Source organism: Pseudomonas sp. TSRC2-2 (assembly GCF_049897785.1).
In the GTDB taxonomy this organism is placed as follows: Bacteria; Pseudomonadota; Gammaproteobacteria; order Pseudomonadales; family Pseudomonadaceae; genus Aquipseudomonas.
The window spans coordinates 1-15,113 of the sequence record NZ_JAFCWZ010000009.1 but is presented as its reverse complement, the minus strand read 5'-3'; the positions used below and the strand labels follow the sequence as shown (position 1 = coordinate 15,113).

Genomic DNA, 15,113 nt, shown 5'->3' with positions numbered 1-15,113 from the left:
TCGCGATGCTGCTTCGCAGCTTCTCTTAATGCGGGTATGATCGGCGTTTACGTTGTCCCAGCCAAGATAGTGGAAGTCGCCCACCGATGCAAAACACCAAGCTCTTGCTAACCAGTTTCACCTTTGTGGGACTGCTCGCACTCGCCGGTTGTTCATTCCCCGGGGTTTACAAAATCGACATCCAGCAGGGCAATGTCGTCACGCAGGACATGATAGACCAGTTACGCCCGGGAATGACCCGGCCGCAAGTACGGTTTATCATGGGCAACCCTCTGCTTGCCGACACGTTCCATGCCGATCGCTGGGATTATCTGTACAGCCTGCAACCGGGTGGCGGTGAACGCCAGCAGGAACGAATCAGCGTTATCTTCAATTCCAACGACCAGCTAGTCAGCCTGTCCGGTGACTTCATGCCCGGCGTGAGCCGTGACGAAGCCATTCTCGGCAAGGACAGCGGTACGACCGTGACCGCGCCTGCTGAAAACGCCGAGAAGCCAGAAGCTGAAAAACCAGCCAAGCCAGGCTCCTTGCTGGATCAGATCCAGAAGGACGTCGATGGTGTGGAAACCGTACCGGTTCCGACACCAGAGCCGCTCGACACCTCGCCGCAGTAATAGGCGAGGCAATAAAAAACCCGGACATTCCGGGTTTTTTATTGCCTGCCGTTTAGCCTGATCAAATATTCCGTGCTTTTGCCTCGGCAGCCTTGGCCGCACGCAAACGTCGAACTTCTTTGGGGTCAGCCAGCAGCGGTCGATATATTTCGATCCGGTCACCCACCTGCACAGCGCGAGAATCCGCGTCAGTCACGACCTTGCCAAAAATCCCCAGCGGACACTCCGCCAGATTCAGTTCAGGAAATTCGGCCGCGATGCCCGATTCGTGCACGGCCGCCCGGACGGTGACGCCTTCAGCCACGCTGATCGCACGCAAAACCTGCCGATCAACTGCCGCGTACACAACTTCTATGTCGATCACCGGCTCAACCGTGCATCTGCTTGGCGCGCTGGCAGAAAGCGTCCACCAATTGATTGGCCGCCTGATTGAACAATGGCCCCAACGTAGCGCGTACCAGCGGACCGGCGTAATCGAACGACAGATCCAGACTGATCTTGCAGGCCTTTTCGTTCAGCGCCTTGAATACCCAGATGCCGTGCAACTGAGTGAACGGGCCTTCTTCAAGATTCATCTCGATCGACTGCCCTGGCACCAGCGTATTGCGCGTGACGAAATGCTGGCTGAGGCCGCCTTTGGCCACACCGACACTGGCGCGCATTTGCTCCGGCGAGCTTTCCAGCACTTCTGCCTCCGAGCACCACGGCAAAAACTCCGGGTACCGCGCGACATCGTTGACCAGGTCGTAGAGAAATTGCGCCGGGTACGGCAGGAGCGCGGATCGTTGGATATGTGTCGTCATGTAAGCGTTACTTCCAGAGCTGAGCGGCAAAGACTACAAGAATGCCGATAGGCGCCACGTAGCGCATCAGGAACAGGGACAGGGCAAACAGAACCGGGTTGCGAATGGACAGTTCATCCCGCACCGCTTCACGCCCCATCACCCATCCCGCGAACAGCACGAAACACAAGCCACCGAGGGGCAACATGATCCGCGAGGTGAAGAAATCGATCACGCCGAAGAAATCCAGACCGCTCTTCGCGCCCCATTGGTAGAGGCTGAACATTCCGCCTTCGTTCACGAAAAACTTGGCTTCCTTCCATATATTGAAAGAAAACACCGTGCCCAGACCGACGAACCAGCAGGTAAAGGCCAGGCAGAACGTGACCCAGGCGCGACTGATTTTCGTGCGCTCGACCAGGTAAGCGACCATCGGCTCAAGCAGCGAAATCGCCGAACTCCACGCTGCCACCGCGACCAGTACAAAAAATACCACGCCCATCAACTGGCCGAAAACCACGTTGCCAAAGGCAAAGGGCAGACTGACAAACATCAGCCCCGGCCCCTCACTCGGGTTCAGGCCGGCTGCAAACACAATCGGAAACAATGCCAGACCAGCAACCAGCGACACGAACGTATCAAGCAACGCGACACCTACGACGGTACGCGACAGCGAGGTGTTCTTCGGCATGTAGGCGCCGTAGATCATGATCGAGCCGACACCGACGCTCAGCGAGAAGAAAGCGTGGCCCATCGCCGGCAGCAAGCCATCCAGAACCTTCTCCGGATGGAAGTCGAACATGAAATGCACGCCCTCCATGAAATGCCCGGTGGTCATGCTGTAGCCCAGCAGCACCAGAATCATTACGAACAACAGCGGCATCATGATCCGCAGGCTGCGTTCCAGGCCGGCAACCACGCCCCTGGCGATGACGAACGCCGACAGCAGCATGAAAATCGTGTGCCAAAGTGTCAGCCGCCATGGATCGGCAATGACATTGCCGAAATACGCGCCAACCTGATCAGGTGTCGCGCCCTGGAAATCACCGCGCCCCATGTCGACGATGTAATCCAGCGACCAGCCGCCGACCACACTATAGAAAGACAGAATCAGCAACGCCGTGATCATCCCGGCGAAGGCGCCCCACGACCACTTGGGCGAATGCCCGGCTTCCAGCGCCAGCACCTTCAAGGCGTTCGCCGGACTTTGCCGGGCGCGCCGGCCGATCAGGGTTTCAGCGAGCATCACCGGCACGCCGATCAGCGCGATACACGCCAGAAACATCAGCACGAAGGCACCGCCACCGTAGACCCCGACCATGTAGGGGAATTTCCAGATACTACCCAGTCCCACGGCCGAACCGGTCGCGGCGAGTATGAATACCCAGCGGCTAGCCCAACTGCCGTGGACAGAAACCTTGTCTGTCGACATCGTTTATCACGCCCAAGCGTTAGAAAAAGAGGCCGCATTGTCCGGGATTCACTCAACCTGCTCAAGCACGCAGCAACACCGTAGCCGACAGCCGAACAACTCCATATAATGCCGCCCCTATGGCTAAACAGAAGAAACACCCAACAGGGACCATCGCGCAGAACAAAAAGGCGCGACACGATTACTTCATCGAGCACAAGTTCGAGGCCGGTCTGGTCCTGGCCGGCTGGGAAGTAAAAAGTCTGCGGGCGAGCAAGCTGCAACTGGTCGACAGCTATGTGCTGCTCAAGGACGGCGAAGCTTGGTTGCTCGGCAGCCACATCACGCCGCTGATGACCGCGAGCACTCACGTCATCGCCGACCCGGTGCGCACACGTAAACTGCTGCTCAACCGCCGCGAGCTGGACAAGCTTGCCGCCGCCGTGCAGCAGAAGGGTTACGCCTGCGTCTGCCTGTCCTGGTACTGGAGCAAGCACATGGTCAAGTGCGAGATCGCTCTGGGCAAGGGCAAGAAGGAATACGACAAGCGTGACACCGAGCGCGAGCGCGACGCCGGTCGTGAGTTGCAGCGCGCGGTGCGCAACAAGGGCAAGGAAGACTGACTTTCCCCCCCTTGAAAGCAAAGATCGCAGCCTGTGGCACCTCCTGCAGGGAAATATTCCCGTGCAGGAGCTGCCGCAGGCTGCGATCTTTTGCTTTATAAAATCACATCCCCTTGCGCCGCTCCGCCCGCGCCATCCGCTGAACCTCCTGACGCACCTCTTCCAGCACTTCCTGCACATACAGAATGTGTCGGCTGGACACTTCCCGCGCCTGCTCGGCACGCCCTTCGATAATCGCCAGATACAATTCCCGATGCTGTGAGATCAGCATGTCGCGGGTTTCCGCACGCTGTTTGTACATGCCGCCAATGTTGGTCACGACGTTACGCTTGAGCAGATCGAACAACCCGCGAATGGTATGCAGCAGTACGGCGTTGTGGCTCGCCTCGGCAATCGCCAGATGAAATTTTGCATCGGCGGCGCCCTCCTCCGCTCGACTGACTTCCTCGTGCCGCGAATAGCAATCCTGCAGCTCCTCGAACGCGGCGGTCAGGCGCTCGCGATCCACATCGGTGGCGCGCAATGCAGCGTAATAAGCGCACGATGCTTCCAAAGTGTGCCGAAACTCCAACAAATCCCGCTGCGCCTCGGGGTTACTTTCGAGCAGTTGCAACAGCGGATCGCTGAACGTCGACCCCAGGCTTTCGACCACATAGTTGCCGCCGCCCTGACGGCTGACCAACAAGCCCTTGGCTGCGAGTTTCTGGATCGCTTCGCGCAGCGACGGACGTGATACGCCAAATTGCTCGGCCAGCGTACGCTCCGCCGGCAGCCGCTCGCCGGACTTCAGCGTGCCCTCGAGAATCATCCCCTCAAGCCGCTCGACGATGTCATCAGACAAACGGCGCGAACGTATCTGATCAAACCCCATAACTCATTTCTCCACGAACCCGACCGCTCGCCGGGCTCTCTATTCTGGCCTATCGGCGCCCTGCCGGCACCTGGCAGACATCATTTGCCGAAAGCGGAACAGATGACCTCAGCACTGCATGTTCGACAAAAGTTTTAGAGCGGCAAATTGACACACCGTCATCAAGGCTTTTACCCTAGCCAACAGCGATTGTAATTTGGTCTTACCAATTATCCAAGAACGCTGACAGTGCCTGACCAACAACAATTAGGGGCCACCCCACTATGCAAACCTGGCAACAGCTCTACAGCCCGCTCGGCAGTCTCGGCGTCTCCGCACTCGCGGCCGTCATTCCTATCGTGTTCTTCTTTCTCGCCCTGGCGGTGTTTCGCCTCAAAGGCCATGTCGCGGGCAGCATCACGCTGGCACTGTCGATTGCCGTGGCGATCTTCGCCTTCCAGATGCCGGTCGACATGGCGTTCGCCGCGGCCGGGTATGGCTTCGCCTACGGTCTGTGGCCGATTGCCTGGATCATTGTCGCGGCGGTGTTCCTCTACAAATTGACGGTCAAAAGTGGCCAGTTCGAGGTCATCCGCAGTTCGGTGCTGTCGATCACCGATGACCAGCGCCTGCAGGTGTTGCTGATCGGTTTCTGCTTCGGCGCATTTCTGGAAGGTGCCGCCGGTTTCGGCGCGCCGGTGGCAATTACTGCCGCACTGCTGGTAGGACTGGGCTTCAATCCGCTGTACGCCGCCGGCCTGTGCCTGATCGCCAACACTGCACCGGTAGCCTTCGGCGCCCTGGGGATTCCGATCATCGTCGCCGGCCAGGTCACCGGCATCGACGCCTTCAAGATCGGCGCCATGACCGGTCGGCAATTGCCGCTGCTGTCGCTGTTCGTGCCGTTCTGGCTGGTGTTCATGATGGACGGCTTGCGTGGTGTTCGCGAAACCTGGCCAGCCGCGCTGGTGGCAGGTTTGAGCTTCGCCATCACGCAATACTTCACCTCGAATTTCATCGGCCCGGAACTGCCGGACATCACCTCGGCACTGGCCAGCCTGATTTCCCTGACCCTGTTCCTCAAGGTCTGGCAACCACGCCGCGCCGCCGGCCAGCACATCGTCGGCGCCGTATCCGCCTCGGTGGTCAGCGCCAGCGTCGGCGGTTTCGGTCAGAAGCGCACTACTGTGGCTTCGCCTTACAGCCTCGGGGAAATTTTCAAGGCCTGGTCGCCCTTCCTGATCCTCACCGTACTGGTGACGATCTGGACGCTGAAGCCTTTCAAAGCGATGTTTGCTAGCGGTGGCTCGATGTACAGCTGGGTGTTCAACTTCGCGATTCCGCACCTTGATCAACTGGTGATCAAGACTGCGCCTATCGTGGCCAACCCCACCGCCATTCCGGCGGTGTTCAAACTCGACCCGATTTCCGCCACCGGCACGGCGATTTTCTTCTCCGCGCTGATTTCGATGCTGGTACTGAAGATCAATTTCAAAACTGGTCTGACCACTTTAAAAGAGACCTTCTACGAGCTGCGCTGGCCAATCCTGTCGATCGGCATGGTGCTGGCGTTCGCCTTCGTCACCAACTACTCGGGCATGTCGTCGACCATGGCCCTGGTGCTGGCGGGTACTGGCGCGGCGTTCCCGTTCTTCTCGCCGTTCCTCGGTTGGCTGGGCGTGTTCCTCACAGGTTCCGATACTTCGTCGAACGCGCTGTTCAGTTCGTTGCAAGCGACCACTGCGCACCAGATCGGCGTCAACGACACCCTGCTGGTGGCGGCCAATACCAGTGGCGGCGTGACCGGCAAGATGATCTCGCCGCAATCGATCGCCGTGGCCTGCGCCGCGACCGGTCTGGTCGGCAAGGAATCGGATCTGTTCCGCTTCACCCTCAAGCACAGCCTATTCTTTGCAACGATTGTCGGCTTGATAACCTTGGCTCAGGCCTACTGGTTCACCGGCATGCTGGTGCATTAAGCCTACAAGCAACACAGCAATAACCGACGCCGGCCCGTGATCCGGCGTCAGCCATTCACCACCGGGTCTGTAAGGCTGTTGAAAGCAATGCGCTTTATATTCAGCAGCCGCAGCAGACGGATAACCGGGCCCACCCGGAGACACGCCTGATGAGCGAGCTTTTTTACAACGCTGTGCCGAACGCGACCCGCGTGGCGCCGCCACTGCCCGAACCTCGGCAATATCCCAGCGAGAAACCGTCGCAGGTCTACCTGTTCGGCACGTGTGTGGTCGATTTGTTCTACCCCGAAGCCGGGATGGACGCGATACACCTGCTAGAGCGCGAAGGGATCCGGGTCGAGTATCCGCAAGGGCAGAGTTGCTGCGGCCAACCGGCCTACACCTCGGGTTACACCGAGCAGGCGCGGACGGTAGCGCGCTCGCAACTGGTGCTGTTTGCCGGGGATTATCCGGTGGTGGTGCCATCAGGTTCCTGCGCCGGCATGCTGCGTGAGCATTACGCCGACTTGTTCAAGGACGAGCCGGAAACGTTGAAACAGGTGCAAGCCCTTGCGGCGCGCACTTATGAATTGGCCGAGTTTCTGCTGTTCGTCTGCAAGGTGCAGCTCAAGGACAGCGGCGAACCGGTGAAGGTCGCGCTGCACACCTCTTGTTCGGCACGCCGCGAAATGAACACCCACCTGCACGGCCGCGAGTTGTTGGCGCAGTTGAGCAATGTGGAACGGGTCAATCACGACCACGAAAGCGAATGCTGTGGCTTCGGCGGGACATTCAGCGTCCGTATGCCAGACATTTCCGGCGCGATGGTGGCTGACAAGACCCGGGCCTTGAAGCAGTCCGGCGCGCACAAGGTGTTGAGTGCCGACTGTGGCTGTTTGATGAACATCAACGGCGCACTGGAGAAACAAAAAGAAGCGCTGCGCGGGCAACATCTCGCCAGCTTTCTTTGGCAACGAAGCGGAGGTGCGCAATGAGCACTTCCGCGATTATTCCTACGGTCGCCGTAGAAGAAGATTTCCGCACCCGGGCACACAACGCCCTGGGTGATCAGCAGCTGCGGAACAACTTCCGCACTGCCATGGATTCACTGATGACCAAGCGGGCAGCGGCTTTCAGCGATGCCCACGAAAGAGAACACTTGCGCGCACTGGGCAATTCGATCAAGGCCCGCGCGCTGTCCAAGTTGCCCGACCTGCTCGAGCAACTGGAACAGAACCTGACCCGCAACGGTGTGACAGTGCACTGGGCGGAAACGGTGGACGAGGCCAATGGCATCGTCTTATCGATCATCCGCGCTCACGAGGCGCGGCAAGTGATCAAGGGCAAATCGATGGTCAGCGAAGAGATGGAGATGAACCATTTCCTCGAGGCTCGGGACATTGAATGTCTGGAGTCCGATATGGGGGAATACATCGTCCAGCTCGACCACGAGAAGCCTTCACACATCATTATGCCGGCGATCCACAAGAATGCCGGTCAGGTCGCGTCCTTGTTCCACGACAAACTTGGCGTGGAATACACCAAGGACGTTGACCAACTCATTCAGATCGGTCGCCGGGTCCTGCGGCAGAAATTCTTCGAAGCCGACATTGGCGTTTCCGGCGTCAACTTCGCCGTGGCCGAAACCGGCACCCTGCTGCTGGTGGAAAACGAAGGCAACGGGCGCATGACCACCACCGTACCGCCGGTGCATATCGCCGTCACCGGCATCGAAAAAGTCGTGGAAAACCTGCGCGACGTGGTGCCGCTGTTGTCACTGCTGACGCGCTCGGCGCTGGGCATTCCGATCACCACTTACGTCAACATGATCTCCGGCCCGCGCAAGGAACATGAACTCGACGGCCCGCAGGACGTGCATCTGGTGCTGCTCGACAACGGTCGCAGCCAGGCCTTCGCCGACAGTGAATTGCGCCAGACCCTGAACTGCATCCGCTGCGGCGCCTGTATGAATCATTGCCCGGTGTACACCCGCGTCGGGGGCCACACCTATGGCGAGGTCTATCCGGGCCCGATCGGCAAAATCATCACCCCGCACATGGTCGGTCTGGCGAAAGTCCCCGATCACCCGAGCGCTTCGTCACTGTGCGGCGCCTGCGGTGAAGTGTGCCCGGTGAAGATCCCGATCCCCGCGATCCTGCGGCGATTACGCGAAGAAAACGTCAAAGCTCCAGACGCACCGAATCAGGTAATGCGCGGCCAGGGCAGCAAGTATTCGCGCAAGGAACGCTTGATCTGGAACGCCTGGGCGAAACTCAACAGCTCGCCGACGCTGTACCGCTTGTTCGCTTTTTTCGCCACCCGGCTGCGTGCCCTCACGCCGAGCAAGGTCGGCCCGTGGACGCAAAATCACAGCGCCCCAAAACCGGCCGCGCGTTCGTTGCATGACATGGCCCGCGAGCATTTGGGCAAACAGGGAGATCATCGATGAGCGCCAAGCAAAATATCCTCGGCAAACTGCGGAAAAGTCTGACCGGCACTACGCCAATCGCCGACAACTTCGATGTCGATCTGGTCACCCAGCCCTACACCTACAGCCCCGAGCAACGCATCCCGCAACTGCGCAAACTGATGGAAGCGGTACACACCGAAATCCACCTGACCTCGGGCGCCGAGTGGCCGGGTTTACTTGCGCAACTGCTGCGTGACCGCCAGTTGCCGAGCCTGCTGATCGCACCGGCCACGCCGCATGGGCAGCGCATCACACAACACTGGGCGAATAATCCCGACCTGCCAGCACTGAAATCCTACGACCGACCGATGGAAGAGTGGAAAGCCGAGCTGTTCAACGACACCCCCGCCAGTCTCACCGGCACTCTCGGTGCGATCGCCGCCACCGGCAGCCTGATTATCTGGCCCACTCGCGAAGAGCCACGCTTGATGAGCCTGGTGCCGCCGGTGCATTTCGCCCTGCTCAAGGCCAGCGAAATCCGCGACAACTTCTATCAGGTGCAACAGGAATTCGAATGGGCGCAAGGCATGCCGACCAATGCACTGCTGGTCTCCGGCCCGTCGAAAACTGCCGATATTGAACAGGTCCTTGCCTATGGCGCGCATGGCCCGAAAGATCTGGTCGTGCTGATTCTGGAGGATCAATGAGTCTTCCTGCCGCTTTCCTGCGTGATGCTGAGCAACTGATCCCGACAAACCGGCGCTTCGACGATCCGCTGTCGACCCTGGCCTTTGGCACCGACGCCAGTTTCTATCGGCTTATTCCGAAACTGGTGATCCGCGTCGAGTCCGAAGATGAAGTGGTGGCGCTGCTGCAACTGGCCCAGCGCGACAAGGTGCCGGTGACCTTCCGCGCCGCTGGCACCAGCCTGTCCGGGCAGGCGATCAGCGATTCGGTATTGATTGTGCTGGGTGACAACTGGAACGCCCGCGAGATTCGTGGCCTAGGCACGCAGATCCGCCTGCAACCGGGCGTGATCGGCGCGCAGGCCAATGCCTGGCTGGCGCCGTTCGGACGCAAGATCGGCCCGGACCCGGCGTCGATCAACGCCTGCAAGATCGGCGGCATTGTCGCCAACAACGCCAGCGGCATGTGCTGCGGCACGGCGCAAAACACCTATCACACGCTGGCCGGGATTCGTCTGGTGCTGGCCGACGGCACGGCCCTCGATACCGAAGACGCAGCCAGTGTCACGGCGTTCCGCTCAAGCCATGGCGACTTGCTCGAACGCTTGACGATATTGGGCCGCGAGACCCGCGCCAATGCCGAGCTCGCTGCGAGAATTCGTCATAAATACCGTCTGAAAAATACCACCGGCCTGTCGCTCAACGCCCTGGTGGATTTCGACGAGCCTGTGGATATCCTGAGCCACCTGCTGGTCGGCTCCGAAGGCACGCTCGGCTTTATCAGCGCGGTGACTTACGACACCGTCATCGATCACCCGAACAAGGCCTCGGCGCTGATCGTGTTCCCCGATGTCGAGACCTGCTGCAACGCGGTGACCGTGCTGAAAAGCCAACCGGTGTCAGCGGTGGAGTTGCTTGACCGACGCAGTCTGCGCTCGGTGCAGGACAAAAAAGGCATGCCCGCTTTCGTACAGCTGCTGTCGGAAAATGCCTGCGCGCTGCTCATCGAATCCCGCGCCGCTTCGTCGACATTGCTGCAGGAACAACTGGCGCAAATCATGGCGTCCCTGCGCGATTTCCCCGTAGAGAAGCAGGTCGACTTCACCGAAGACCCGGTGGAAAACGCCCGCCTCTGGGCCATCCGCAAGGACACCTTCCCCGCCGTCGGCGCCGTGCGTAAAACCGGTACGACAGTCATCATCGAAGACGTGACCTTTCCGGTCGAGCAACTGGCCATCGGCGTCAATCGCCTGATCGAGCTGTTCGATAAACATGCCTACGACGAAGCGATCCTTTTCGGACACGCGCTGGAAGGCAATCTGCACTTCGTATTCACCCAGGGCTTCAACAATCCGGAAGAAGTCGCACGCTACCAGGCGTTCATGGACGACGTCGCGCAACTGGTCGCGGTCGAGTTTGGCGGTTCGCTGAAGGCCGAACACGGCACAGGGCGTAACATGGCGCCGTTCGTTGAGCTGGAGTGGGGCAGCGACGCTTATCAACTGATGTGGCAGCTCAAACGCCTGCTCGACCCTAACGGCATCCTCAATCCGGACGTGGTGCTGAGCGAAGATCCGCAGATCCACCTCAAGCACCTGAAACCGCTGCCGGCCGCTGACGAGATTGTGGATAAGTGCATCGAGTGCGGTTTCTGCGAACCGGTTTGCCCGTCGAAAGGACTGACCCTGAGCCCGCGCCAGCGCATCGTCATCTGGCGCGATATCCAGGCGAAAAAACGCGCCGGCGTCGACACCACCGAACTGGAAAAAGCCTACGACTACCAAGGCATCGACACCTGCGCCGCGACCGGCCTGTGTGCGCAACGCTGCCCTGTAGGCATTAACACCGGCGAGTTGGTGAAAAAACTCCGCGGCCGACACGCCACACACCAGAAAACCGCAGACTGGATTGAAGGCAATTTCGCCAAGACCCTGCAAGGCGCGCGCTTTACCCTACACGTTGCCAACGGCGCGCGAATGATGCTCGGTGCGCCGCGTCTGACGAAGTTGTCGGCGACCCTGACGCGCTTGTCCAAAGGCCAAGTGCCTTTATGGACGAACGCCATGCCACAACCGGAAAAAGCCATTCGCTTCAGCCCGAGCGTAGCGGACGAGCGTCCGCGCGTGGTCTATCTGGCGGCTTGCGTGTCGCGGGTCATGGGCCCGGCGGCAGGCGACAAAGAACAGATGTCGCTATACGACAAAACCCGTGGCCTGCTGGAAAAAGCCGGCTATCAAGTAGTCTTTCCCGACAATCAGGACAACCTCTGCTGCGGTCAGCCGTTCGCCTCAAAAGGCTACGCCGAACAGGCCGAGCACAAACGCCAGGAGCTGATCAGCGCTCTGCTCCACGCCAGCCGCGGCGGCCTCGATCCGATCTATTGCGACACCAGCCCGTGTACGCTGCGGCTGGTTCAGGACATCGGCGAAACGCGCCTGGATCTGTACGATCCGGTGCGTTTCATCCGTACGCATCTGCTGGATCGTCTGGACTTCACACCCCAGGAAGCGCCGATTGCCGTGCACGTGACCTGCAGCACTCAGCACTTGGGCGAGAGCCAGGCACTGATCGATCTGGCACGCAAATGCAGCAACACCGTGGTGATTCCCGAAGGCATACATTGCTGCGGCTTTGCCGGCGATAAGGGCTTCACCACGCCGGAGCTGAACCGCCATTCGCTGCGTACGCTCAAGGACGCCGTGCAGCACTGCAGCGAGGGAATTTCCACCAGTCGCACGTGCGAAATCGGCCTGACCCAGCACGGTGGAATTGACTATCACGGGCTGGTTTATCTGGTGGATCGGGTGACACAGGCGAAAGCCTGCTGAAGAAAAAATCAGAACCCTTGAGCGAGACGGCAGTCCACTGAACACGCCCCGGCCCACTCGGGGCCTGGTCAATGGTCAGCGAAGTCTGAATCCTCAGTTCAAGGAGATACACATGAACCGCTCTGTAATGTTAGGTCTGTTTGTCACTGCCTCGATGATGGCGTCGGCTTCGTTCGCCGCTGAAAAACCTGCCGATTTGTGCGATGCCAATCTGCAGAGAATCGACAATGCCAAGTCGCAATATCAGACGTCGACCGACCTGAATGCGCGCGTCTCGGCCAGTGTCAGCAAGGCCCGCGCATTGAAGGCTCAAGGCAAAATTGATGACTGTCTCGCTGAAACCCAGCAAACGTTGCTGGACATTCAAAATGCTACGGGTGACACCAAAAAATGATGCATGAGCCGATCTTTTACAGGTCGGCTGCATCGGCACCTGGCCGACCGATCTGGCCATTTGGCATTCATTGCAAATAAAACCGAATTCCTGCGCAGCGAAGCGGTCAACCAGACAGGTCCTACACTGACCTCGCTTGTCTTGATCTCGGCATCGCCGCCAGACCGTCCGGCAGCACCGAGCCCCCATCGTTCAAGGAGATACCCATGAAGCATTCTGCAATTGCTGGATTGTTTATCACTGGTGCACTTCTGGCCTCGCCGGTGTTCGCGGCGGACAAAGACCTCTGTGCCGGGAATCTTCAAAGCATCAAAGACTTCGTCACCAGCCAGCCGTCCCTACCTGAAAGCTCCATGAGCAACATCAAGGACGCCCAGGAAAAAGCCACTGCGGCCCAAGCGTCCGGCAACGACAAGGATTGCATCGAGATCACCAACGGCATCATCAGCAAGATGCAGATCCGTAACCCGACGCGTAACTGATGTGCTGAAGGCCAACCTGCGGGTTGGCCTGTAACCCTTTTTGACGTATACTGTGCACGCTTGTTGCCCGAACAGATTCACCGGGCAATGAGTTCGGGGCCGTTTAGGATTCGACGCCGGTTGCGAAACTCTAGGTGCATGCCGACTTGGTAACAGAAGTCGTAAATCCACTGTTGCAACTACTTATAGTTGCCAATGACGACCAATACGGTGTTGCTCTCGCTGCTTAATTGCAGCTGACAATGCTCCTGGTACCTTCGGGTCCAGCAATCATCAGGGGATGTCTGTAAACCCGAAATGATTGTCATATAGAACAGAATCGCCGTGCAGTACGTTGTGGACGAAGCGGCTAAAACTTACACAACTCGCCCAAAGCACCCTGCCCGTCGGGTCGCTGAGGGTTAACTTAATAGACACGGCTACGCATGTAGTACCGACAGCGGAGTACTGGCGGACGGGGGTTCAAATCCCCCCGGCTCCACCAAATAAGCATTACAAATCAGGCACTTAGCGGTTCTCGCAAGTGCCTTTTTTGTGCCTGAATGGCTGGTTTTGGCTCGGTTATGCCAGCTTAATGACAGCACCCGTCTAGCTGCTACGTTGGTGAATGGGAAAAGAAAACGTATGGAAAACAAAAACAATCCTGTCAGCAGGCTCCGTGAAAACTTGCTCATTTTCAAAACGGGTGCCCGTAACGACGCCCAAATCTCGGAGCTATGGGCCAAGGTCTTCGACTGTAAGGTTACCGATACCATAACTATTTTTAACGGCATTGGCTTGATGCACCGCCTGAATGCTGAAGCGAGGGAAGCCACGGAGACTTTCTCTCCAGGAAGTCCCGATTTTTTCTTCAAGCCTTTTGGGCAGATCGAGCATTTGCTTTCAAAAATGGCGCTGCATACTCAATGGGCAAATATCTCTTCCCTCCTGAATCAGGAGACGATGACAGCGCTCGAGTTTATAGAGCACTTCATCGACGCCAACTACTCTAAACCCCGGCCAGACAGCGGACAGAAGATTGTGGATCTACTCAATCAGGTCGATGCTCTGATCGAAAGCTGCGTAGTCTCAAATTTGGACGAAGAATTAAAAAAGCTGTTCGTCAAGCAGTTGCAGGCGCTTAGATCTGCGCTCCTAAGCTTCAGAATTTCCGGTCCTACTGGCTTAGAAGATGCTATGTCACAAGTCACCGGAGCGCTGATGCGAAACCAATCTGTCATAAAAGACAGGCTTGATAAAAATGATCCTTTTTCCACCAAGTTTTTCGACATTCTCAGCAAAGCTAACGACCTTACGGCGGGTTATCAAACAGCAGTCATAGCGTTGGCTCCGATCGGCACAATGCTTTTAGACGTTGTCAGGTGACGCATTATTCTTTGTACGCTTGTGACGTTCCAATTGGGTGCGAGCGATTTACCTTGCCAGTTCTTTGACATATGCCTGACAGGCCTGCAACGCGATCAGTCCACGGTCGCCGGTGTCGGTGATGGCGATAATTCGTTGAGCATGCGCCGGGTCAAGTCGGGCGCGTACGGCTGCATGATCCACGCCGCCGGCGCCGGCGGCTTTTGGCACGTCACAGCCACTGGCTGAATCCGCGTCGATGAGGACTGACAGCCGGAGATCAGCAGTGGCAAGGCGATCGCGCAGGCGATCCTGGTCACGTTGGGCATCGCTCAATTTCCTGTAATGGGTTTGCTCACTGGCCGCCAGCTTCTGTTCGAGTGCCAGACGTTTGTCCTGCTCGGCCTTCTGCGCATCAGCGCCGGCCGTGGCGAGTTGGTTCAGCGTCTCGCCGTGCAACCTGGCTTGCTCCGCGAGCTGCCGGTCGTAGCGCCAGTCCTGAAACTGCCAGGCGCTACCGGCACCGATCAGAACCAGCGCCAGCATGCCCACCGCTTGCCCCGGCACGACCATCACGGCACATCCTTGAAGAAGACGTGGTGCCCGAGCTTCAGTGTCTGCTTGGCCTTTGCCGCCCATGCCGGCGCCTTGATGCTGGTAGCGTAGTAGTGGGTGGCGCCGCCGGTGGGATCCGGCACCTTGCCGTCGATCACTTGGTCAGCCGCTACCCG

At 58.6% G+C, this 15,113-nt stretch carries 16 protein-coding genes and 1 other RNA gene; 11 read left to right on the top strand and 6 right to left on the bottom strand.

Annotated elements, in window-relative coordinates; genetic code table 11:
* Positions 1-86 precede the first annotated feature (86 nt).
* The gene (locus tag ACP7D9_RS18630) at positions 87-614 is read left to right on the top strand and encodes an outer membrane protein assembly factor BamE (RefSeq protein WP_090281698.1); all 528 of its coding nucleotides are present in this window, start codon (positions 87-89) and stop codon (positions 612-614) included.
* A gap of 61 nt (positions 615-675) precedes the next feature.
* Here the strand turns inward: ACP7D9_RS18630 and ACP7D9_RS18625 are convergent, their stop codons facing one another.
* The 3 genes from ACP7D9_RS18625 to ACP7D9_RS18615 are packed head-to-tail and all read right to left on the bottom strand — an operon-like array spanning position 676 to position 2,828.
* Complete coding sequence (locus ACP7D9_RS18625; RefSeq protein WP_426159040.1) at positions 676-978, bottom strand: RnfH family protein; 303 nt, start codon at positions 976-978, stop codon at positions 676-678.
* A 4-nt stretch (positions 979-982) separates the two neighbouring features.
* Positions 983-1,417, bottom strand: coding sequence for a type II toxin-antitoxin system RatA family toxin (locus ACP7D9_RS18620; RefSeq protein ID WP_042608855.1), 435 nt, complete (start codon positions 1,415-1,417; stop codon positions 983-985).
* Between the two features lie 7 nt (positions 1,418-1,424).
* Positions 1,425-2,828, bottom strand: a complete 1,404-nt coding sequence (locus ACP7D9_RS18615; RefSeq protein WP_426159038.1) for a sodium-dependent transporter — start codon at positions 2,826-2,828, stop codon at positions 1,425-1,427.
* A 119-nt stretch (positions 2,829-2,947) separates the two neighbouring features.
* Here ACP7D9_RS18615 and smpB point away from each other — a divergent pair, with 119 nt between their 5' ends.
* Positions 2,948-3,430: an SsrA-binding protein SmpB gene (gene smpB / locus ACP7D9_RS18610; protein ID WP_007953781.1), complete on the top strand. Its 483-nt coding sequence runs from the start codon at positions 2,948-2,950 to the stop codon at positions 3,428-3,430.
* A gap of 103 nt (positions 3,431-3,533) precedes the next feature.
* Here the strand turns inward: smpB and ACP7D9_RS18605 are convergent, their stop codons facing one another.
* Positions 3,534-4,301, bottom strand: coding sequence for an FCD domain-containing protein (locus ACP7D9_RS18605; RefSeq protein ID WP_101158096.1), 768 nt, complete (start codon positions 4,299-4,301; stop codon positions 3,534-3,536).
* A gap of 263 nt (positions 4,302-4,564) precedes the next feature.
* On the opposite strand from ACP7D9_RS18605, the gene ACP7D9_RS18600 reads away from it, so the two are divergent.
* The 9 genes from ACP7D9_RS18600 to ACP7D9_RS18560 all read left to right on the top strand — a co-directional run bounded on the left by ACP7D9_RS18600 (position 4,565) and on the right by ACP7D9_RS18560 (position 14,403).
* On the top strand, positions 4,565-6,259 hold the full coding sequence (locus tag ACP7D9_RS18600; protein WP_341639054.1) for a lactate permease LctP family transporter: 1,695 nt from the start codon (positions 4,565-4,567) through the stop codon (positions 6,257-6,259).
* A gap of 149 nt (positions 6,260-6,408) precedes the next feature.
* Positions 6,409-7,233 (top strand): (Fe-S)-binding protein, encoded by an 825-nt coding sequence (locus tag ACP7D9_RS18595; RefSeq protein WP_426159035.1) that lies wholly within the window; start codon positions 6,409-6,411, stop codon positions 7,231-7,233.
* A complete protein-coding gene (locus tag ACP7D9_RS18590) occupies positions 7,230-8,687 on the top strand; it encodes a LutB/LldF family L-lactate oxidation iron-sulfur protein (RefSeq protein ID WP_426159033.1) in 1,458 nt (485 codons plus the stop codon). Before ACP7D9_RS18595 ends, ACP7D9_RS18590 begins: the two co-directional genes overlap by 4 nt.
* Positions 8,684-9,355: a LutC/YkgG family protein gene (locus tag ACP7D9_RS18585; RefSeq protein WP_101158104.1), complete on the top strand. Its 672-nt coding sequence runs from the start codon at positions 8,684-8,686 to the stop codon at positions 9,353-9,355. The genes ACP7D9_RS18590 and ACP7D9_RS18585 overlap by 4 nt, the downstream gene beginning before the upstream one ends.
* Complete coding sequence (locus ACP7D9_RS18580) at positions 9,352-12,162, top strand: FAD-binding and (Fe-S)-binding domain-containing protein (RefSeq protein ID WP_426159031.1); 2,811 nt, start codon at positions 9,352-9,354, stop codon at positions 12,160-12,162. Before ACP7D9_RS18585 ends, ACP7D9_RS18580 begins: the two co-directional genes overlap by 4 nt.
* Positions 12,163-12,274: 112 nt before the next feature.
* Positions 12,275-12,556, top strand: coding sequence for a hypothetical protein (locus ACP7D9_RS18575; RefSeq protein WP_312995067.1), 282 nt, complete (start codon positions 12,275-12,277; stop codon positions 12,554-12,556).
* Positions 12,557-12,762: 206 nt separating this feature from the next.
* Entirely contained in the window at positions 12,763-13,038 is a 276-nt protein-coding gene (locus ACP7D9_RS18570; protein WP_426159028.1) for a hypothetical protein, read from the top strand.
* A gap of 95 nt (positions 13,039-13,133) precedes the next feature.
* Positions 13,134-13,522: a transfer-messenger RNA gene (gene ssrA / locus ACP7D9_RS18565) on the top strand.
* A 140-nt stretch (positions 13,523-13,662) separates the two neighbouring features.
* Entirely contained in the window at positions 13,663-14,403 is a 741-nt protein-coding gene (locus tag ACP7D9_RS18560) for a hypothetical protein (RefSeq protein ID WP_426159027.1), read from the top strand.
* Between the two features lie 48 nt (positions 14,404-14,451).
* Here ACP7D9_RS18560 and ACP7D9_RS18555 read toward each other — a convergent pair whose 3' ends face one another.
* Both ACP7D9_RS18555 and ACP7D9_RS18550 read right to left on the bottom strand, forming a co-directional pair.
* A complete protein-coding gene (locus ACP7D9_RS18555) occupies positions 14,452-14,955 on the bottom strand; it encodes a lysis system i-spanin subunit Rz (RefSeq protein WP_426159300.1) in 504 nt (167 codons plus the stop codon).
* A partial coding sequence (locus ACP7D9_RS18550; protein ID WP_426159298.1) for a cell wall hydrolase occupies positions 14,955-15,113 on the bottom strand: 159 nt, incomplete at its 5' end. The genes ACP7D9_RS18550 and ACP7D9_RS18555, both read right to left, overlap by 1 nt.